General features: G+C 61.7%; 21 protein-coding genes. 7 read left to right on the forward strand and 14 right to left on the reverse strand.

What is annotated here, in order from left to right; genetic code table 11:
* Nucleotides 1-4: 4 nt before the first annotated feature.
* Entirely contained in the window at nucleotides 5-2,140 is a 2,136-nt protein-coding gene (scpA, locus tag ACSV9I_RS10305; RefSeq protein ID WP_438328779.1) for a methylmalonyl-CoA mutase, read from the reverse strand.
* Nucleotides 2,141-2,252: 112 nt separating this feature from the next.
* On the opposite strand from scpA, the gene ACSV9I_RS10310 reads away from it, so the two are divergent.
* Together ACSV9I_RS10310 and ACSV9I_RS10315 are read left to right on the forward strand one after the other, a co-directional pair.
* The gene (locus ACSV9I_RS10310) at nucleotides 2,253-2,522 is read left to right on the forward strand and encodes a ribbon-helix-helix domain-containing protein (RefSeq protein ID WP_438328781.1); all 270 of its coding nucleotides are present in this window, start codon (nucleotides 2,253-2,255) and stop codon (nucleotides 2,520-2,522) included.
* Nucleotides 2,512-2,856 (forward strand): type II toxin-antitoxin system RelE/ParE family toxin, encoded by a 345-nt coding sequence (locus tag ACSV9I_RS10315; protein ID WP_438328782.1) that lies wholly within the window; start codon nucleotides 2,512-2,514, stop codon nucleotides 2,854-2,856. Before ACSV9I_RS10310 ends, ACSV9I_RS10315 begins: the two co-directional genes overlap by 11 nt.
* A 104-nt stretch (nucleotides 2,857-2,960) precedes the next feature.
* On the opposite strand, the gene ACSV9I_RS10320 is transcribed toward ACSV9I_RS10315, so the two are convergent.
* The 7 genes from ACSV9I_RS10320 to ACSV9I_RS10350 all read right to left on the reverse strand — a co-directional run bounded on the left by ACSV9I_RS10320 (nucleotide 2,961) and on the right by ACSV9I_RS10350 (nucleotide 9,241).
* The gene (locus ACSV9I_RS10320; protein WP_438328783.1) at nucleotides 2,961-3,359 is read right to left on the reverse strand and encodes a hypothetical protein; all 399 of its coding nucleotides are present in this window, start codon (nucleotides 3,357-3,359) and stop codon (nucleotides 2,961-2,963) included.
* 4 nt (nucleotides 3,360-3,363) lie between these two features.
* Nucleotides 3,364-5,388: an acetyl-CoA carboxylase biotin carboxylase subunit gene (locus tag ACSV9I_RS10325; RefSeq protein ID WP_438328784.1), complete on the reverse strand. Its 2,025-nt coding sequence runs from the start codon at nucleotides 5,386-5,388 to the stop codon at nucleotides 3,364-3,366.
* A gap of 5 nt (nucleotides 5,389-5,393) precedes the next feature.
* Complete coding sequence (locus ACSV9I_RS10330) at nucleotides 5,394-5,894, reverse strand: DUF4160 domain-containing protein (RefSeq protein WP_438328785.1); 501 nt, start codon at nucleotides 5,892-5,894, stop codon at nucleotides 5,394-5,396.
* Between the two features lie 5 nt (nucleotides 5,895-5,899).
* Nucleotides 5,900-6,313 carry a hypothetical protein gene (locus ACSV9I_RS10335; RefSeq protein WP_438328786.1) on the reverse strand — a complete coding sequence of 138 codons (414 nt, stop codon included), beginning with the start codon at nucleotides 6,311-6,313 and terminating at the stop codon, nucleotides 5,900-5,902.
* 4 nt (nucleotides 6,314-6,317) lie between these two features.
* Complete coding sequence (locus tag ACSV9I_RS10340; RefSeq protein WP_054156969.1) at nucleotides 6,318-6,695, reverse strand: hypothetical protein; 378 nt, start codon at nucleotides 6,693-6,695, stop codon at nucleotides 6,318-6,320.
* Nucleotides 6,696-6,706: 11 nt separating this feature from the next.
* On the reverse strand, nucleotides 6,707-7,618 hold the full coding sequence (yghU, locus tag ACSV9I_RS10345; protein ID WP_438328788.1) for a glutathione-dependent disulfide-bond oxidoreductase: 912 nt from the start codon (nucleotides 7,616-7,618) through the stop codon (nucleotides 6,707-6,709).
* Between the two features lie 90 nt (nucleotides 7,619-7,708).
* Nucleotides 7,709-9,241, reverse strand: coding sequence for an acyl-CoA carboxylase subunit beta (locus ACSV9I_RS10350; protein ID WP_438328790.1), 1,533 nt, complete (start codon nucleotides 9,239-9,241; stop codon nucleotides 7,709-7,711).
* 134 nt (nucleotides 9,242-9,375) lie between these two features.
* On the opposite strand from ACSV9I_RS10350, the gene ACSV9I_RS10355 reads away from it, so the two are divergent.
* The 3 genes from ACSV9I_RS10355 (at nucleotide 9,376) to ACSV9I_RS10365 (ending at nucleotide 11,514) form a co-directional block, all read left to right on the forward strand.
* Nucleotides 9,376-10,785 carry a helix-turn-helix domain-containing protein gene (locus tag ACSV9I_RS10355; RefSeq protein WP_438328792.1) on the forward strand — a complete coding sequence of 470 codons (1,410 nt, stop codon included), beginning with the start codon at nucleotides 9,376-9,378 and terminating at the stop codon, nucleotides 10,783-10,785.
* Nucleotides 10,786-10,966: 181 nt separating this feature from the next.
* Nucleotides 10,967-11,191, forward strand: a complete 225-nt coding sequence (locus tag ACSV9I_RS10360; protein ID WP_438328794.1) for an antitoxin MazE-like protein — start codon at nucleotides 10,967-10,969, stop codon at nucleotides 11,189-11,191.
* Nucleotides 11,188-11,514 carry a type II toxin-antitoxin system PemK/MazF family toxin gene (locus tag ACSV9I_RS10365; protein ID WP_298463870.1) on the forward strand — a complete coding sequence of 109 codons (327 nt, stop codon included), beginning with the start codon at nucleotides 11,188-11,190 and terminating at the stop codon, nucleotides 11,512-11,514. Before ACSV9I_RS10360 ends, ACSV9I_RS10365 begins: the two co-directional genes overlap by 4 nt.
* A 49-nt stretch (nucleotides 11,515-11,563) precedes the next feature.
* On the opposite strand, the gene ACSV9I_RS10370 is transcribed toward ACSV9I_RS10365, so the two are convergent.
* The 5 genes from ACSV9I_RS10370 to ACSV9I_RS10390 form a co-directional block, all read right to left on the reverse strand.
* Nucleotides 11,564-12,637, reverse strand: coding sequence for an enoyl-CoA hydratase/isomerase family protein (locus tag ACSV9I_RS10370; protein WP_438328797.1), 1,074 nt, complete (start codon nucleotides 12,635-12,637; stop codon nucleotides 11,564-11,566).
* Nucleotides 12,638-12,920: 283 nt separating this feature from the next.
* Complete coding sequence (locus ACSV9I_RS10375) at nucleotides 12,921-13,877, reverse strand: D-2-hydroxyacid dehydrogenase (RefSeq protein ID WP_438328798.1); 957 nt, start codon at nucleotides 13,875-13,877, stop codon at nucleotides 12,921-12,923.
* A gap of 60 nt (nucleotides 13,878-13,937) precedes the next feature.
* Nucleotides 13,938-14,564 (reverse strand): glutathione S-transferase family protein, encoded by a 627-nt coding sequence (locus tag ACSV9I_RS10380; protein WP_438329130.1) that lies wholly within the window; start codon nucleotides 14,562-14,564, stop codon nucleotides 13,938-13,940.
* A complete protein-coding gene (locus ACSV9I_RS10385) occupies nucleotides 14,564-15,232 on the reverse strand; it encodes a Rieske 2Fe-2S domain-containing protein (RefSeq protein WP_438328799.1) in 669 nt (222 codons plus the stop codon). Before ACSV9I_RS10385 ends, ACSV9I_RS10380 begins: the two co-directional genes overlap by 1 nt.
* Nucleotides 15,229-15,510, reverse strand: coding sequence for a hypothetical protein (locus tag ACSV9I_RS10390; RefSeq protein WP_438328801.1), 282 nt, complete (start codon nucleotides 15,508-15,510; stop codon nucleotides 15,229-15,231). The genes ACSV9I_RS10385 and ACSV9I_RS10390 overlap by 4 nt, the downstream gene beginning before the upstream one ends.
* A 116-nt stretch (nucleotides 15,511-15,626) precedes the next feature.
* Between ACSV9I_RS10390 and ACSV9I_RS10395 the strand changes: the two genes are divergently transcribed.
* Nucleotides 15,627-16,481, forward strand: a complete 855-nt coding sequence (locus tag ACSV9I_RS10395; RefSeq protein ID WP_438328802.1) for an aromatic ring-hydroxylating dioxygenase subunit alpha — start codon at nucleotides 15,627-15,629, stop codon at nucleotides 16,479-16,481.
* Nucleotides 16,482-16,544: 63 nt separating this feature from the next.
* Here ACSV9I_RS10395 and ACSV9I_RS10400 read toward each other — a convergent pair whose 3' ends face one another.
* On the reverse strand, nucleotides 16,545-16,742 hold the full coding sequence (locus tag ACSV9I_RS10400; protein WP_054156980.1) for a CsbD family protein: 198 nt from the start codon (nucleotides 16,740-16,742) through the stop codon (nucleotides 16,545-16,547).
* Between the two features lie 251 nt (nucleotides 16,743-16,993).
* On the opposite strand from ACSV9I_RS10400, the gene ACSV9I_RS10405 reads away from it, so the two are divergent.
* On the forward strand, nucleotides 16,994-17,347 hold the full coding sequence (locus tag ACSV9I_RS10405) for a DUF883 family protein (protein ID WP_438328803.1): 354 nt from the start codon (nucleotides 16,994-16,996) through the stop codon (nucleotides 17,345-17,347).
* The last annotated feature ends 1 nt before the right edge of the window (nucleotide 17,348 follow it).

Genomic DNA, 17,348 nt, shown 5'->3' on the forward strand with positions numbered 1-17,348 from the left:
GCCTTCAACTGTTTCGCAGGCGCCCCTCCAGCAGGTCAAGCACAGAGCGCGCGGCATCCATGACATTGGTGCCGGGGCCGAAGACGGCGGAGACGCCATGCTCCAGTAGGAAGTCATAATCCTGGCGCGGAATGACGCCACCGACGACGACGATCACGTCGTTGGCACCCTTGGCCTTCAGCGCTTCGACCAGCTGTGGGGCGAGCGTCTTATGGCCGGCCGCAAGCGAGGACATGCCGACGACCTGGACCTTGTTGGCGACGGCGAGATCGGCTGCTTCCTCCGGCGTCTGGAAGAGGGGGCCTGCCACAACATCGAAGCCGATATCGCCGAAGGCCGACGCAATCACCTTGGCGCCGCGATCATGGCCATCCTGCCCGAGCTTGGCGATCAGGATGCGTGGCTTGGCGGCCGCCTTGCCGTAGTCCTTGAGGCGGGTCGACAGCGTCTCCATTTCCGGATCGCCCTCGTAAGCCTTGCCATAGATGTCATGCACGACTTCGGGGACAGCAACGTGATCGCCGAAGACGGCGCGCATGGCGTCCGAAATCTCGCCGACGGTCGCACGGGCACGCGCCGCCTCGACAGCGGCTTCGAGCAGGTTGCCCTCTCCCGTACGGGCGATTTCGGTCAGGCGCGCGAGGGTTTCAGTGACCCGTTTCGGGTCACGCTGGCGCCGCGTCTGCTCGATGCGCTTGACCTGCGACAGACGGACGGCGGTGTTGTCAATTTCGAGGATGTCGATGGGTTCTTCGTTTTCCAGGCGGAACTTGTTGACCCCGACGATCACCTCCTCGCCCCGGTCGACGGCTGCCTGGCGGCGGGTGGCGGCCTCCTCGATCAGGCGCTTCGGCAGGCCGTCATCGACAGCCTTGGTCATGCCGCCCAGGCTTTCGACCTCCTCGATCAGCGCCCAGGCTTTTTCCGCCAATTCGTTGGTCAGGCTCTCGACATAGTAGGAGCCGGCGAGCGGATCGACCACCTTGGTGACACCCGTCTCGTTCTGCAGGATCAGCTGGGTGTTGCGGGCGATGCGGGCGGAGAATTCGGTCGGCAGGGCAATCGCCTCGTCGAAGGAATTTGTATGCAGCGACTGCGTGCCGCCAAGGGCTGCCGACATGGCCTCAAAGGCGGTGCGGATGATATTGTTGTAGGGGTCCTGTTCGGCGAGCGACACGCCCGATGTCTGGCAATGGGTGCGTAGCATCAGGGAGGACGCCTTCTTCGGCTCGAATTCCTGCATGATGCGGGTCCAGAGCAGGCGGGCGGCGCGCAGCTTGGCGGCCTCCATGAAAAAGTTCATGCCGATGGCGAAGAAGAACGACAGCCGGCCGGCGAATTCATCGACATCCATGCCCTTGGCGATGGCTGCACGGACATATTCGCGCCCGTCGGCCAGCGTGAAGGCAAGCTCCTGCACCAGCGTCGCGCCGGCCTCCTGCATGTGATAGCCGGAGATCGAGATCGAATTGAACTTCGGCATCTCCTTCGCCGTGTATTCGATGATGTCGGCGATGATCCGCATCGAGGGTTCGGGCGGATAGATATAGGTGTTGCGGACCATGAACTCCTTGAGGATGTCGTTCTGGATGGTCCCGGACAGTTTTTCGCGTGATACCCCTTGCTCCTCACCCGTAACAATGAAGTTCGCCAGGATCGGGATGACGGCGCCATTCATGGTCATCGACACCGAGATGTCCTGCAGCGGAATCCCGTCGAACAGTATCTTCATGTCCTCGACCGAGTCGATCGCCACACCCGCCTTGCCGACATCGCCCTCGACGCGGGGATGATCCGAGTCATAACCGCGATGGGTGGCAAGATCGAAGGCGACCGAGACTCCCTGCTGGCCGGCGGCAAGCGCCTTGCGGTAGAAGGCATTGCTCTCCTCCGCCGTCGAGAAGCCGGCATATTGCCGGATCGTCCAGGGCCGACCGGCATACATGGTGGCGCGCGGCCCGCGCACGAAGGGGGCAAAGCCTGGCAGGCTGTCGAGATGGCCGATGCCGGCGATGTCGTCTGCCGTATACAGCGGCTTCACCGGAATGCCCTCCGGTGTCTGCCAGACAAGGCTGTCGGCGGGGCGCTTCAATTCCTTCTCGGCAAGCGCCTGCCAGTCGGCAATGGTTTTCTTGGTCATCGATGCGATCCTTATCTGAAGGCTGCGCGGTTCGGCGGTTCGCCGATTGAGGTCAGTTTGACGGAAATTCGGCGTCGGGCTATTCTTGGAAGCTCAACCGGAGCGCCTTGCCATGACTGTAAAAGCCTCTGTCTCGCTCTCGCCCCAGCAGGAAGAATTCGCCCGCAAGCTGGTGGAGGATGGCCATTTTCCAAGCCTTGCCGCCGTCGTCGAGCGAGGGCTGGATCTGGTGCGCGAAGAGACGGAGATGGGGCAGGAGGACGTTGAGGCGTTGAAGGCTCTGCTTCTGCGACGCATGGAAGGTCCGTTCCTGTCGGAAGAAGCGAGCCGGGTGCAGATCGAGGAGATGATCGCCGAAGTGAAGGCGTCCTATGGTCTTTAGGATCGTCCGTTCTCAGGCGAGTACTGAAGATCTGCGGATCATATTCCGGCATCTCATTGATAGTTATGTGGCTCTGGGCGATGACCTCCCACAGGCGATTGATCGCGCGCTGCGGCGCATGGATGGGATTGAGCGCGATCTTCAATCGATAGCTCGCGCGCCCCATCAGGGAACCTTCACTTCTTACCCTGGATTTGAGGGTGTTAGGCATGTAACCAAAAACAAGGTGGTCTTCTATTTTCAGGCCCAGGAGACGCAAAAGGTGCTCCGGCTGCTCGCTGTGTTTTTTGGTGGACAGGATCATCAGCGGCATATGCTGAAGCGTCTGTCCTAGGTGGATTGCGACGGTTGGTGAGCATGCCGCGCGGATACTCCGTTCGATCATCGGCGGCGATTTCATCCTTCGAACTCCGCGATCAAATGGTTCTTGGCTCAGCTTCATCTGGAAACCCAGTCTCTCGCAAGGATCTGGCCGATGAGAAAGTACGCAGCCATGCCGACCAGCATCGCCGTTGAAATCTGCAAGACGCCGTTCTCCGCTAGCCCCCCGAGAAGAGCGACGATCAAGACACCGGCGACCCACAGCGCCGCAACGCGAATTGCTGAAACTCCATCGAAGACTGCCTTCATAACTGTGCCGTAGGCAATGGCTGCCCAAAATCCTTTGATGCCCATGTTCATCACATGCACCCATAGTGGGGCACCTCCCGGCGTCGGTATTCCCGTCAGAAGAAGGAAGCCACCTGCTGTGCCCATCGAATAGATGTCCAGCACCGACATGACGGCCATTGCGGAAAACAAAGCGCCGAAGATGCCGAACTCCTTCTTCAGGCGCATCCGATCACCCCTCGAACTCCATGATCAGCTCGTCCACTGCCAGACTCTGGCCCGGCTTGACGACGATCTTCTTCACGGTGCCGCGGCGTTCGGCCTTGAGGATGTTTTCCATCTTCATCGCCTCGACCGTGGCGAGCGCCTGCCCGGCCTCGACGGTCTCGCCCTCCTTCACCGCGACCCCGGTGATCACACCCGGCATCGGGCAGAGCAGCATTTTCGAGGTATCCGGCGGCAGTTTTTCCGGCATGAGTTTGGCGAGGGCTGCGACGCGCGGGGAGCGGATGCGGGCCGTCACGTCTATGCCGTGCATGCGCAGGCGGATGGCCGGGCCCTTGAGGTCGACCTTGATGATGGTGGGGTCGCCATCGACGAGGATATGGGCGAGCGTCTGGCCCGGTTGCCAGGTCGTGTCGATGCGCAGGCTTTCACCGGTCGCGAACTGCACGATGGTTTCGGTCGGTTCCGAACGAAGAGTGACTGCGTGCCTGATCTCCCCAATCGCAACCACCCAGTCGCGGCCGAGCTTGCGCGGATGGTTTCCGAGCGTGCCGGAAATCTGGGTTGCGCGGCTTTCGCGTCGATAATGGGCAACGGCTGCGAAGGCTGCGAGCAGGTGCTCGGTTGCCGTATCCGGCGCCACACCGGCAAAACCGTCCTTGAATTCCTCGGCGATATAGGCGGTGGTGATCTTGCCGGAGCGGAAACGCTCCTGGCCCATGACAGCCGAGAGGAATGGCAGGTTGTGGCCGATGCCCTCGACCTCGAAGCTGTTCAGCGCCTTGCCCATGGCCTTGATTGCTGCGAGGCGCGCGGTGTCGCCTTCGCCGGGTGCCCAGGTGCAGAGCTTGGCGATCATCGGGTCGTAATACATCGAGATCTCGCCGCCTTCGAAGACGCCGGTGTCGTTGCGCACCACCGTACCATCGGGGCGCTCGCCTTCTTCCGGTGGGTGATAGCGGCTGAGGCGGCCGATCGAAGGCAGGAAGTTGCGATACGGGTCTTCAGCATAGAGTCGGCTTTCGATCGCCCAGCCGTTGAGCTTCACATCGTCCTGGCCGAAGCTGAGTTTTTCGCCCGCAGCAACGCGGATCATCTGCTCGACCAAGTCCAGTCCGGTCACCAGTTCGGTGACGGGATGCTCGACCTGCAGGCGGGTGTTCATCTCGAGGAAGTAGAACTTGTTCTCTTTTCCATCGACGATGAATTCGACGGTACCGGCGGAGTGATAACCGACGGCTTTTGCCAGCGCGACTGCCTGTTCGCCCATGGCCTTGCGGGTGGCGGCATCGAGGAAGGGCGAGGGGGCCTCTTCGATGACCTTCTGGTTCCGCCGCTGGATCGAACATTCGCGCTCGCCGAGATAGAGCGTGTTGCCGTGCTTGTCGCCGAGCACCTGTATTTCGATATGGCGCGGTTCGGTGACGAACTTCTCGATAAAGATGCGGTCGTCACCGAAGGAATTCTTCGCCTCGTTCTTCGACGACTGGAAACCTTCGCGGGCTTCCTCATCGTTCCAGGCGATGCGCATGCCCTTGCCGCCGCCGCCGGCCGAGGCCTTGATCATGACGGGATAGCCGATCTGATCCGAAATCTTCACCGCCTCGTCAGCATCCGCGATCAGGCCCATATGACCAGGTACGGTTGAGACGCCGGCTTCTGCCGCTAGCTTCTTCGACGTGATCTTGTCACCCATGGCCTGGATCGCGCCCACCGGTGGCCCGATGAAGGTGACGCCCGCCTTTTCCAACGCTTCGGCAAATGCGGCGTTTTCCGAAAGGAAGCCATAGCCGGGATGGACCGCATCGGCGCCAGTCTGTCTGATCGCATCGAGGATCTTGTCGATGACGATATAGGACTGGTTCGACGGGGCTGGGCCGATATGCACCGCCTCATCCGCCATCTCGACATGCAGCGCATTGCGGTCAGCATCGGAATAGACGGCAACCGTCTTGATGCCGAGCTTCTTTGCGGTCTTGATGACCCGGCAGGCGATTTCGCCCCGGTTGGCGATGAGGATTTTCTGGATCATTGTTGTCACTCGGCAGCTTGAGCAGGTGGGACGGCGCCGGGAGCGGCACCTCCGATGATGAGCGCCTTGGCGCTGATGTATTCGTCGATCTCTTCCCAGCCGACGGCGTCACCAAAGGGGAGAATTTCACCCTTGGCACGCTGCTCGGGGGAAGCGGAGGCGAGGCGTGGATACCACCAGAGCGGCGCCACGATCCTGCGCCCATCCATCATGTCGAAGATGATGCTGTCATCCGTGACGTCCACGGAGCGAATCTGCAGTTGCCGCTCATCAATGTCCAAAGTGGTCATCCACGCCTCCTCGAAACCCTGCCGGTGTTCCGCGACGACCTTGAGGATCGCATTCACCTCATGGGCCGCGAAGCCTGCGTTGCGGGCGACACCGAGATCCCGCAACCACACTTTCAACTGCTTTCCGTCCTTCAGGACGTGAATATGTGGCGGCTCGCCGATCTCCTTCGAGTAGAAAAGAAAACGATGTCCTTTCCAGAGAAGGAGTGTCGGCATGCCCGCTATTCCCTGACCTTCTTCTTCAAGCCCTTGGCCACGCTCTGCTCGTCCTTCACATCCCCGAACGCATCGGGAAAATTCTTGCGGGCCAGCGGTTCGTTGAGCTTCAGCTTGGCGAAGTAGGATTGCGGATCGAAACCGCGTTCGGCGGCAATCACTTCCCGGCCGAAGAGGCGGCAGAGCCGCTCGCCGTCGAGATTGCCGCGCTCGAAGGGTTCGGTGCCAAAATACTGCCAGAGCGCCTGGACAAAGCCTGAATCGGCCGCCGCGACGGTCTGGTCCATCGTCCGGTGGCGCGGCCAGTTGGTGAGCGGCGTCACCTTCGGGTTCGGCCGGCGGATCGTGTACTGCCACTGCGTGCCGAGGAGGCCTGCCGGAAAACCCTGATGTTTGGGCATGATCGGATCTTTTGCCATGACCTCAGACCTCAAACACGTCTTCGAAGGATTCGGGGAAGTTCTTGCGGGCGACCCGTTCGTCGATCACCAGCATCGCATCATAGGATTGCGGATCGAAGTCCTTCTCGGCCGGCACGACCTCACGGCCGAAAAGGAGGCTCATCCGTGCGGCGTCGAGATTGCCGCGAATGAAGGGCTCGGCCCCGAACTGGTGCCAGAGCGCATGCAGGAAGGCGGCGTCGATCCGGTGTTCCTTGGTGCCCGGCCGCGCCTTGCGCGGCAGGGCCTTGATCGGGGTTACTCCCCGATCATTGGCACGGCGGATGGTGAACTGCACACCGGTTCCCGGCATCCCGGAAGGGAAGCCACGGTGCTTGATCATGTCTGGTGCCTTGGACATTTGCGTCTCCCTTACGCCTCGCTGATCTTGTCCTGCGTCTTCGTCAAGAAGTCGGAGGCATCGTGGCGTTCGTGCAATTGCTCAGCAAGCGGGCCGGAGGTCTTGTTGACCATCACCCCGCGCTTCAGGGCGGGCCGTTCGGCAAGTTGCTTGGCCCAGCGCAGGACGTGGTCGTATTCATGGGTCGACAGGAAGGTGCCGGCATCCGGATAGGAAGTGTCGAGCGCGAGGCGGCCATACCAGGGCCAGATGGCCATGTCGGCGATGGAGTATTCCTTGCCGGCGACGAATTCGTTGTCGGCGAGCTGCCGGTTCAGAACGTCCATCTGACGCTTGGCCTCCATGGCGTAACGATCGATCGCATATTGGATCTTCATTGGCGCGTAGGAGAAGAAGTGGCCGAAGCCGCCACCGACGAAGGGGGCAGATCCCATCTGCCAGAACAGCCAATTCAGAACTTCAGCGCGGGCGCGAGGCTCCGACGGCAGGAAGGCACCGAACTTTTCCGCGAGATAGGTCATGATCGAGGCGGACTCGAACAACCGGATCGGCGCACCGCCATCTTTCGGCGCATGGTCGGCGAGGGCCGGGATCTTCGAATTCGGGTTGATGTCGACAAAGCCTTTGCCGAACTGTTCGCCCTTGCCGATATTGATCAGCCAGGCATCGTATTCCGCACCCTGATGACCGGCTTCAAGCAGCTCCTCAAGCAGGATCGTCACCTTCTGGCCGTTCGGCGTCGCGAGCGAATAGAGCTGCAGCGGATGTTTACCGACTTGGAGTTCAACATCCGTCTGAGCGCCGGCGGTCGGCCGGTTGATGCTGGCGAACTGGCCGCCATTGCCCGGCTCCCAGGTCCAGACCTTGGGCGGGACATAGCCGGCGGGCAGGTTCTTGGCGGGCGGAAATTTTTCGTCGGTCATGAAATCTCTTCCTCTCTCGGTGAAGCGCCTTGGGCACGCTCACGCCTATATAGGCGCTCGGCATCCGGTTTGCCCACACACATCCGCGCGTTAAAGCGGGATCGTATCGTGCTTCTTCCAATGGGTGCCGACCTGCTTGTTCCGAAGGCTCGCAAAGGCGCGGGCGATCCGGCGACGGGAGGAATGCGGCATGATGACCTCGTCGATGAAACCGCGTTCGGCGGCCTTGAAGGGGTTGGCAAAGTTGACTTCGTATTCTTTGGTCCGTGCTGCGATCTTCTCGGCGTCGCCGAGTTCCGAACGGTAGAGGATCTCGGTCGCCCCCTTGGCGCCCATGACGGCGATTTCGGCGGTTGGCCAGGCATAGTTGATATCGGCGCCGATATGCTTGGAGGCCATGACGTCATAGGCGCCGCCATAGGCCTTGCGGGTGATCAGGGTCACCATCGGTACGGTCGCCTGGCTGTATGCGAACAGAAGCTTGGCGCCATGCTTGATGACGCCGCCATATTCCTGGGCGGTGCCGGGCAGGAAGCCAGGCACGTCGACCAGCGTCAGGATCGGGATCGAGAAGGCATCGCAGAAGCGCACGAAGCGGGCGGCCTTGCGCGATGAATCGATGTCGAGGCAGCCGGCGAGCACCATGGGCTGGTTGGCGACGACGCCGACCGTCTGGCCTTCCATGCGGATAAAGCCGGTGATGATGTTCTTCGCAAAGGCTTCCTGGATCTCGAAGAAATCACCTTCGTCGGCGAGCGCATAGATCAGTTCCTTCATGTCATAGGGCTTGTTGGAACTGTCGGGGATCAGCGTGTCCAGCCGCATCTCGATGCGGGCCGGATCGTCATGGAAAGGCCGGACCGGGGGCTTTTCGCGGTTGTTGAGGGGCAGGAAGTCGAAGAGCAGGCGGACCTGTTCCAGCGCCTCGATATCGTTCTCATAGGCGCCGTCTGCCACGGAAGACTTCTTGGTGTGCGTCGAGGCGCCGCCAAGCTCTTCGGCCGTGACGATCTCATTGGTCACGGTCTTCACCACATCGGGGCCGGTGACGAACATGTACGAGCTATCCCGCACCATGAAAATGAAATCGGTCATGGCGGGCGAATAGACGGCACCGCCGGCGCAGGGGCCCATGATCACGGAGATCTGCGGGATGACGCCTGACGCGTCGACATTGCGCTTGAAGACATCGGCATAGCCGGCGAGCGAGGCGACACCTTCCTGAATGCGGGCGCCGCCCGAGTCGTTCAGGCCAATAACAGGTGCGCCGTTCTTCATCGCCATATCCATGATCTTGCAGATCTTCTGGGCATGGGTTTCCGACAGCGAGCCGCCGAGAACGGTGAAATCCTGGGAGAAAACATAGACCTGGCGGCCATTGATCGTGCCCCAGCCGGTGACGACGCCGTCGCCCGGCACCTTTTGGGTCTCCATGCCGAAATCCACGCAGCGATGCGTGACATACATGTCGTATTCTTCGAAGGAGCCTTCGTCGAGCAGGACCTCGATGCGCTCGCGGGCGGTCAGCTTGCCCTTGCCATGCTGGGCGGCAATGCGCTTTTCGCCGCCGCCGAGGCGGGCCTCGTCGCGACGGGCTTCGAGCTGGTCCAGGATCGTCAGCATATGTCCTCCCGAATGGTCTTCTGGCTCTCAAGCCTTGATGTGACACCTATTCCACTGTGCCGCAGAAGAAAACGGTTGAACAGGTGCATCTGTGGATTTATGAATTTGCAAATTGAAAATTGCGAATTTGCGAAATGGCCATCGGGAAACTCTTCATCGGCCGCAAGGTCCGCGACATCCGCCAGGCGAACGGCGCCACCCAGGCGCAGTTTGCCGATATGGTCGGCATTTCCACCAGCTATCTCAACCAGATCGAAAACAACCAGCGCCCCGTCTCGGCCTCGGTGCTTCTGTCGCTGGCGGAAAAATTCGGCATCGACATCACTGAGCTGTCCTCGGGCCAGAACGACCGGTTGATGTCGGCGCTGACGGAGGCGCTCTCCGATCCACTGTTCGAGACCTATTCGCCGAGCCTGCAGGAATTAAAGCTCGTCACCCAGAACGCGCCGGGCTTTGCGCATGCGCTGATCGCCGCGCATCAGGCTTACCGGCGTGGCAACGAGCAGCTGGCGAGCCTCGACGACCGGCTGGGGGCGGCCCCCAGCCAGGAGGTGACGCCTTATGACGAGGTGCGCGACTTCTTCCATTTCGTCGACAATTACATCCATGATCTCGACCTTGCCGCCGAGCAGCTGGCGACGGAGCTGAAGCTCGGGGAGGGGGAGAATTACGCAGCGCTTTCAGGCCATCTCGAAGCGAAACACGGCGTGCGCGTGGTGCGCGGCGAGGCGGGCGACGAGGCGATCCGCCGTTTCGATCCGGTCGGGCGCATCCTGACCGTCAGCCGTTATGCCTCGGCCCCCACCCGCGATTTCCAGATCGCCATCCAGATCGCCCAGCTGGCGGCGGCCACGAAAATCGACCAGGTGCTGAAACAGGCGAATTTCCGCAGTGAAGAGGCGGTCGAGATCTGTCGCATGGGGCTTTACAACTATTTCGCCGGCGCGCTGATCCTGCCCTATCGCAGCTTCCTTACCGCCGCCCGCGACCTGCGCCACGATATCGAACTGCTCGCCGCCCGCTTCGAAGCCTCGCTGGAGCAGGTCTGCCACCGTCTCTCGACGCTGCAGCGACCGGGCCTCAAGGGCGTGCCGATCTTCTTTGCCCGCATCGACCGGGCCGGCAATATCACCAAACGGCACAGTGCGGCCCGCCTGCAATTCGCCCGTTTCGGGGCGGCCTGTCCGCTGTGGAATGCCCATCAGGCCTTCGAGACGCCGGGCCGGATCATTCGCCAGACGGCGGAAACGCCCGATGGCGTGCGCTATCTCTGCATCGCCACGCAAGTGTCAAAAGGCTCCGCCGGCTTCCGCGCCGCCAACCCGCGCTATGCCTTGGCGCTCGGCTGCGAGATCTCCTATGCCGGCGCCTTCGTCTATGCCGACGACCTCGACCTCTCCAACCGCGGCGCCTTCGACCCGATCGGCATTTCCTGCCGCATCTGCGAGCGCGTCAAATGCACGAGCCGCGCCGTGCCGCCGCTGAAACGGAAGCTGGTGGTGGATCATCGGGTGCGGAACCCGATGCCGTATGAGATTGAGTAGGTGCGTGTCTCTGGTTGGGAGCAACCACGTCGTCTGCTACATCCGGCCCGTTGCAAACATCGGCTCTCGGGCAGACAATCTTGGAAATCCTGACATTCGCGCTGTTCGTAACCGCAGCCAAAATCATTAGGTAGCGCGCAACCGACGTGCTAAGGTAGCGCGGGACCTATTGGAGAACGCTATGTCGAGACCTAAGAGCGCCGATGACGGCCTGACCAAGTTTCAACGCTACCGGCAGCAGCAGCAGAACCGGGGCATGAAGCAACTGCGCATTTGGGTGCAAGATCCTCACAGGCCCGAATTTGCCGTCGAAGCCAAGCGGCAAGGTTTGCTTTTGCGCGGCCGTGACGAGGAAGCCGAAGCACTGGATTTCATCGCGGCTGCTACTGAATGGCCAGAACCGTGAAAAGAGGTGATCTCGTCACGGTTTCGGCACAGGGCGATTATGGAAAACCCCGCCCTGCGATCATCATTCAATCTGATTTTCTCAATGCGGCAGATAGCGTGCTGGTCGTTCTGCTCACCAGCACGATCGCTGATGCCCCCCTTTATCGGCTCACCGTCGAGCCAACGGCGGGGAATGGTCTCAAGGTGGTTTCACAGGTCATGGTGGATAAGGTTATGGCCTATCCGCGCGCCAAATGCGGCCCGGTGATCGGTCATCTTTCGAGTGCCGACATGCTGGCTCTCAACAACATGCTTTCGGTGATGATCGGCCTTGCTGACTGACGTCAATGTTTGCCGCACAAATCGGTCACGAACTCCAGCTGCTCCGCCCCTACCCAAACAACCGCTCATCCCGCGCGGCAAAGAACGCCTCAACACTCTCCGGCGCCACATCCTCCAGCGTCGCCGGGAACCATTTCGGGTTCCTGTCCTTGTCGATGATCGCCGCGCGGATGCCTTCGTAGAAGTCGGGGACTTTCACCACCTGGAGGGTGCCAGCGAATTCGCGTTCGAGGCAGGTTTCGAGATCCCTGGAGCGGCGGGCCTCGCGCAGCATCCTCAGCGTCACTTTCAGGCTGGTCGGCGATTTTGCGCTGATAGCGGTGAGTGTTCTGGCGGCGAGGTCGCCCTGTTCCTGTTCGAGGGCGGCGATGATTTCCTCCACCGTGTCGAAGGCGAAGCAGCGGTCGATCATGGTGCGGCCTTCGGAAAAGATGCCGGTCGGGCCGTCCACCGTATAGTCGCGGATGATCGAGGCGATCGTTGCTCCAAGGGCCGGTGCGGGCAAGGCGACGATCCGCTCCAGGAGCTCTGCCACCCGGTCCTGCGGGACATACCAGTCGGCGAAACCTGCGGTGATCGCGTCGGCGCCGTTCACCGCCTCGCCTGATAGCCCCATCCAGGTGCCGAGTTCGCCGGGTGCGCGGGAGAGGAGCCAGGTGGCGCCGATGTCGGGGAAAAAGCCGATGCCGGTTTCGGGCATGGCGAGTTTCGTGGTTTCGGTGACGATGCGGTGGCTGCCATGGCTGGAGACACCGACGCCGCCGCCCATGGTGATGCCGTCCATTACGACGATATAGGGCTTTTTGAAACCGGCGATGCGGGCATTCAGGCGGTATTCGGCCTTGAGGAATTCGGAGGCCTTGCCGTCGCCGGCTTTGCCGCTTTCGTAAAACATCCTGATGTCGCCGCCGGCGCAAAGCCCGCGTTCGCCCTCGCCGGTGACGAGGACCGCCGCGATATCAGGGGCGGCCTCGAAGGCATCGAGCGCCTCGCCGAAGGCGAGGATCATGTCGTGGCTGAGGCTGTTGAGCACACGCGGCCGATTGAGGGCAATCAAGCCGAGCGCGCCCTTTTTCGCCGTCAGGATTTCTTCACCCTGATAGTCCGCCTCCAGATAGCGCATGCCGATCTCCCTCGTCTTTTGAGAGAGTTAGATATGCGTCGGCGCCAAAGGGCAAGGGCTGGGCTGTCGCATAGGGGGCAACGAGGGCTGTCGCGGACTCCCTCTTCTCCCCCGCGGGGAGAAGGTGGCGCAATAGCGCCGGATGAGGGGGCGAAGTGGTAGAGCTGTGCCGGGCGCCCCCTCATCGGCTCGCATACGCTCGGCACTTCTCCGTGCTGGGGCGAAAAGGGAGCCGGACCCGCCGCAGGTATCCATATGCGATAGCCCTGCTGCCTGAGCAGGATCAGGTCACGAGATTGCGCGGGGTCCCTGCGAGAAACAGCTCGATGTTCTCGATCAGCTGGTCGGCCAGTGCCTGGATGGCCTCGCGGCTAGCCCAGGCGACATGCGGCGTGAGGATCACATTGTCGCGGCTGGCGATCCGCATCATCGGGCTGTCGGCGGCGGGTGGTTCGCCATCGGTGACGTCGAAACCTGCGCCTGATATCAGGCCCTTGTCCAGCGCCTGTTCGAGTGCCCTTTCATCGACAAGGCCGCCGCGACCGGTGTTGATCAGCAGGGGCCGTCTCTCCATCAGGCCGAATTCGCGGGCGCCGATCACACCGCGGGTTTCCGGCGTCAGCGGGCAATGCAGGGTGATGACGTCGGATCGGCGCAGCACCTCGTCGAAGGCCGTCTGGCCGGGTTTGAGCTCGGTTTCGCCGCGCCGCCCGGCGGCGAGCACCGTCATGCCGAAGGCCTCGGCGATCTTGCCCACCGACTGGCCAAGCGTGCCATGGCCGATGATGCCGAGCGTCGAGCCGCCGAGGTCAGATATCGGATAGTCGAAATAGCAAAACTGCGCCGCCTGCTGCCAATGGCCTTCGATCACGGATTGCCGATAGGGCAGGATCGAGCGACGCAGCGCCAGCATCAGCGCGAATGTGTGCTCCGGCACCGTGTGCTTGGCATAGTTGCGGATGTTGCAGACGGCGACGCTGCCTGCCTTTGCTGCGGCAAGATCGATGACATCGGTCCCGGTGGCGGCAACGGCGATCAGCTTCAGCCGGGTGGCAGTGGCCAGCGCATCGGCGCGGACCGGTGCTTTGTTGGTGATCACCACGTCTGCCTCACGGATGCGCTCGGCCACCTGATCGGGCCTTGTCCGGGCATGGACGATCAGTGCGTGCGGCATGGCGGGCGGGCGCAGAACCGTTTCCGGCGACAGCGTGTCTCGATCGAGAAAAACGATGCGGATCATGGTGGTCCTCCCTGCTTTGGCTTTGGGCTTGCCGATCTGTTGCCGGCTGGCCCCTGCATGTCAGTGATAGTCGGGAATGCCCGGCATGGTGATGAAGCCGGGCAGGGCGCGGAAGCGGCGCAGCCAGCGGCGAAGGGCGGGATATTCGTCATGGTCGATGCCGACATCGCGGGAGAGGGCAAAGCTCGGCAGGAGGGCCAGATCGGCAAGCGTCGGGCTGTCGCCGACGAACCATTCGGCGCCCTCGATCTGCCGGAGCACCATATGGTCGTCCATGATGCGGAGGGCGTTTCGGGCTCTTTGACGGTCGGTGTCCGATGCGCCTGCGGCCGAAAAGAGAGCGGCCTCGCGCGCGTCGATCGCCGCCTGCAATTCGCGTCCGGCAAAGCCCAGCCATTGTTGCACGCGGCCGAAGTCTGCCGGGTCGACGGGCAGCCATTGCTGGTCGGGTGCATAGGCCCGCACGAGATAGGCGAGGATTGCACTGGTGCCGAAGAGCCTGACGTCACCGTCTTCGAGGGTCGGCAGGGTACCGGTCGGGTTGATCGCCAGCATGGCGGGCATCTGGTGTTCCCGACCGGGCGCCTTGTCGACGGCGACAGTCTCGAAGGGCAGGCCCAGCATGGAGAGAAGGAGGCGAACGCGAAAACCATTCTCGTCGAGGTGATAGTCGTACAGTCTGATCATCACGCGGCCTTCGTCATGTCGGTTTCGAGCCTTGTGCGCAGGGCCGTTGCCCAGATCGCGAGTTCGCGGCGGATTGCGGTGGACGCCTCGCCTGCGACGGTGATGTGAAGTCCCGTCTTCGAGGTGTCGCGGGTCTGCAAGGCAAGGATTGCGGTGGCGTCGTTACCCCGCAAGGTAACCACGTCATTGGCCAAGGGCTCGGCATGCCAGCCTTGCGGTGGTGTGTCGACGACCGCTGCCCGGACGAGGGCGATGGGCTGGTCGAGAAAAAGGCTGCGGACGGGGTGTGCGTGGTCTGGAACGGCGGGCAGCTCGGCCGGGTCGGCGCCTTCGGTTGCCATCCACGCTATGCCGCCTTTTTCAGCCACGGCGAAGGTCGGCACCTTGATTGTCTTCGGCACGTCGAGATCGGGATGGGCGGGGATGTGCCGACACTGGCCGGCCGTATCATAGCGCCAGCCATGATAGAGGCAGGCAATGTGGTCGCCGCGTACGAAGCCGAAGCTCATGCGCATGCCGCGGTGCGGACAGCGATCTTCCCAGACATGCGGCGCGCCTGCCGCGTCACGCCAGACGACGCGCTCTTCGCCGAGAACGCGTGTGCCGGCCGACGTGCCGGGCTCAATCGAGGCGGAGAGGGCGATCGGGATCCAGGGATTGGCGGTCATGATACGGCCTTTTCGGGCAGGTCTTGATCAAGAGAGGTTCGGCTTACGTCGAGCACGATGCAATCATAGGGCCCAAGGCTCGTTGCCATCTCGAAGGCATCGATCAGCGCTTCGGGACCGGAAATTGCCAACCGACAGTGGTCACGGTCGCAGGTCGCGATGTCGAGGAGGAGCGCTAAACGGGCGGCGCGGTGTTCGGCGAAGGAGGTGAAACTGTTGGGCTCGAGGCGCCCGGAAAAGGTGAAGGCGACGGTCGCGCTCTTGGCATGCTCTGTCATCGGATGGGGATCAACGTTGCCCTGCAATTGTGCGCGCTCTATTTTTGGGCAATCTAGCGGCCATGCAGACGGGGTTTCAAGTGGTTTCTCCCCTTGCTCCAGAGGAAAGACGGAAAATGCAGAATAGCGTCGACAGGGCTTCGCTCGACCAGTGGTATGTGCTCGATACGGAGGCTTTCATTCCCGTCGGGCGCTCGCATAACCGCCTTTTGGGCACGGATCTCACCGTGGAGAAGGACGCGGACGGCCAAATCGTGGTTCGGGCGGAGGGTCGCGTCGATCCGCTGCCGCTGCGCCATCGTTTCGGCTTTCTGTGGACGACGCTCGGGTCCCCGGAGCGCGAGATCTTTCCCCTGCCAGAAGCCGATGAGGCGGATCGGCGTTACGTGCCCTGCGGTGTCGTCACCGTCAGGGCGTCGGGTCTGAGGATCGTGGAAAACTTCCTGGACATGGCGCATTTTCCCTTCGTCCATACCGATGTGCTGGGTGCCGAGCCGCATACCGAAGTGATGCAGTATGACGTCGAGATCCGGCGCGAGGAAGACGAGGTCTGGGCAACCAATTGCGAGTTTTTCCAGCCGCAGGCTGCGCTATCCGCCACGAACGGTATTTCGACCAAATACATGTATCGGGTGATGACCCCGTTCACGACGATCCTCTACAAGACCTGTCCGAATGCGGATGACCGCTGGGATGTGATCGGCCTCTTCGTCCAGCCCCTCGATCCGGATCGCTGTCGGGCGCATCCGATCATGTATCTGATCGATGATGTCTCGACGACCACCGAACTCATTCACTTCCAGCAGATGATTTTCCTGCAGGACCGGATCATTCTCGAAAACCAGCGACCGGTGCTCCTGCCGCTCGAACCGCGCAAGGAAATCCCGACGCGGGCGGATGCATCGTCGATTGCCTATCGGCGTTGGCTGAAGGAAAAAGGTGTTACCTATGGAGCGACGACCGCTGCCTGAGGCAGACAGCAAAAAGCCCGGAAGCGGCGGCTTCCGGGCTTTTCCTTGAATGTGCTGACGCGCTTAGTTGCGGGTCATCCAGTCATCGATCTCGCGATCGGCTTCTTCCTGGGTCTTGCCATAGGCGGCCTGGATCTTGCCAGAGAGCTCCTTGCGCTTGCCGGCGATGACGTCGAGATCGTCACCGGTGAGCTTGCCCCACTGGGTCTGGGCCTTGCCCTTGAACTGCTCCCAATTGCCTTCGACTTGATTCCAATTCATGGGTCACTCCCGTGTTTTGTTGTTCATCGAGGCTCGTGTCCTCGGCGGCAATAACGCCTGTTCGGCCCTGGAAGTTCCGCTGAAAAATCGCCTTGGCTATGGCCTGGCGCCCAACCGGAAACCTCATCCCGCGCGAAAAAATGCCGCCACCTTGCACAGGTGTCGAATTCTTCTTTTGCCTCGGAACACTGCGCCTGCTGCGGCGTTGTGGTGGTGAAACCGTATTTTCAGATCAGACAAAGGAGCCCCGCATGGCCCAGATCCCGAACGCCTCGAAGAGCAAGATTGAAGCCGTGGCGGATGAGGCCGCGGATCGCATCGAGGCGGCTGCATCAACCACTCCGGGCGCATCGAGCGAAGACATCCAGGCCGAACTTGAGACCTTGCGCCGTGACATCGCGGCATTGACCCAGACCCTTGCTTCCTATGGCAGCGGCAAGGTTCGGGAAGCCGGTGAAGTGTCTCGCGAGTATGTCGAGAGCGCGCGTGAGACGGTCGCGAACATCGAGCAGGATATCGAGGACTATGTCCACGCCAAGCCGTTCCAGTCGCTGGCGATTGCCGCTGGCGTCGGCTATGTGCTCGCGCTGCTCAGCCGTCGCTGAT

The sequence above is a fragment of the Rhizobium sp. G187 genome (assembly GCF_051549525.1).
Taxonomy (GTDB): domain Bacteria; phylum Pseudomonadota; class Alphaproteobacteria; order Rhizobiales; family Rhizobiaceae; genus Allorhizobium.

Excerpts from the sequence above, each read along its gene's own strand:
- scpA (WP_438328779.1), bottom strand. The coding sequence starts at position 2,140 with ATGACCAAGAAAACCATTGCCGACTGGCAGGCGCTTGCCGAGAAGGAA.
- ACSV9I_RS10310 (WP_438328781.1), top strand. The coding sequence starts at position 2,253 with ATGACTGTAAAAGCCTCTGTCTCGCTCTCGCCCCAGCAGGAAGAATTC.
- ACSV9I_RS10315 (WP_438328782.1), top strand. The coding sequence starts at position 2,512 with ATGGTCTTTAGGATCGTCCGTTCTCAGGCGAGTACTGAAGATCTGCGG.
- ACSV9I_RS10320 (WP_438328783.1), bottom strand. The coding sequence starts at position 3,359 with ATGCGCCTGAAGAAGGAGTTCGGCATCTTCGGCGCTTTGTTTTCCGCA.
- ACSV9I_RS10325 (WP_438328784.1), bottom strand. The coding sequence starts at position 5,388 with ATGATCCAGAAAATCCTCATCGCCAACCGGGGCGAAATCGCCTGCCGG.
- ACSV9I_RS10330 (WP_438328785.1), bottom strand. The coding sequence starts at position 5,894 with ATGCCGACACTCCTTCTCTGGAAAGGACATCGTTTTCTTTTCTACTCG.
- ACSV9I_RS10335 (WP_438328786.1), bottom strand. The coding sequence starts at position 6,313 with ATGGCAAAAGATCCGATCATGCCCAAACATCAGGGTTTTCCGGCAGGC.
- ACSV9I_RS10340 (WP_054156969.1), bottom strand. The coding sequence starts at position 6,695 with ATGTCCAAGGCACCAGACATGATCAAGCACCGTGGCTTCCCTTCCGGG.
- yghU (WP_438328788.1), bottom strand. The coding sequence starts at position 7,618 with ATGACCGACGAAAAATTTCCGCCCGCCAAGAACCTGCCCGCCGGCTAT.
- ACSV9I_RS10350 (WP_438328790.1), bottom strand. The coding sequence starts at position 9,241 with ATGCTGACGATCCTGGACCAGCTCGAAGCCCGTCGCGACGAGGCCCGC.
- ACSV9I_RS10355 (WP_438328792.1), top strand. The coding sequence starts at position 9,376 with ATGGCCATCGGGAAACTCTTCATCGGCCGCAAGGTCCGCGACATCCGC.
- ACSV9I_RS10360 (WP_438328794.1), top strand. The coding sequence starts at position 10,967 with ATGTCGAGACCTAAGAGCGCCGATGACGGCCTGACCAAGTTTCAACGC.
- ACSV9I_RS10370 (WP_438328797.1), bottom strand. The coding sequence starts at position 12,637 with ATGCGCTATCTGGAGGCGGACTATCAGGGTGAAGAAATCCTGACGGCG.
- ACSV9I_RS10375 (WP_438328798.1), bottom strand. The coding sequence starts at position 13,877 with ATGATCCGCATCGTTTTTCTCGATCGAGACACGCTGTCGCCGGAAACG.
- ACSV9I_RS10380 (WP_438329130.1), bottom strand. The coding sequence starts at position 14,564 with ATGATCAGACTGTACGACTATCACCTCGACGAGAATGGTTTTCGCGTT.
- ACSV9I_RS10385 (WP_438328799.1), bottom strand. The coding sequence starts at position 15,232 with ATGACCGCCAATCCCTGGATCCCGATCGCCCTCTCCGCCTCGATTGAG.
- ACSV9I_RS10390 (WP_438328801.1), bottom strand. The coding sequence starts at position 15,510 with ATGACAGAGCATGCCAAGAGCGCGACCGTCGCCTTCACCTTTTCCGGG.
- ACSV9I_RS10395 (WP_438328802.1), top strand. The coding sequence starts at position 15,627 with ATGCAGAATAGCGTCGACAGGGCTTCGCTCGACCAGTGGTATGTGCTC.
- ACSV9I_RS10400 (WP_054156980.1), bottom strand. The coding sequence starts at position 16,742 with ATGAATTGGAATCAAGTCGAAGGCAATTGGGAGCAGTTCAAGGGCAAG.
- ACSV9I_RS10405 (WP_438328803.1), top strand. The coding sequence starts at position 16,994 with ATGGCCCAGATCCCGAACGCCTCGAAGAGCAAGATTGAAGCCGTGGCG.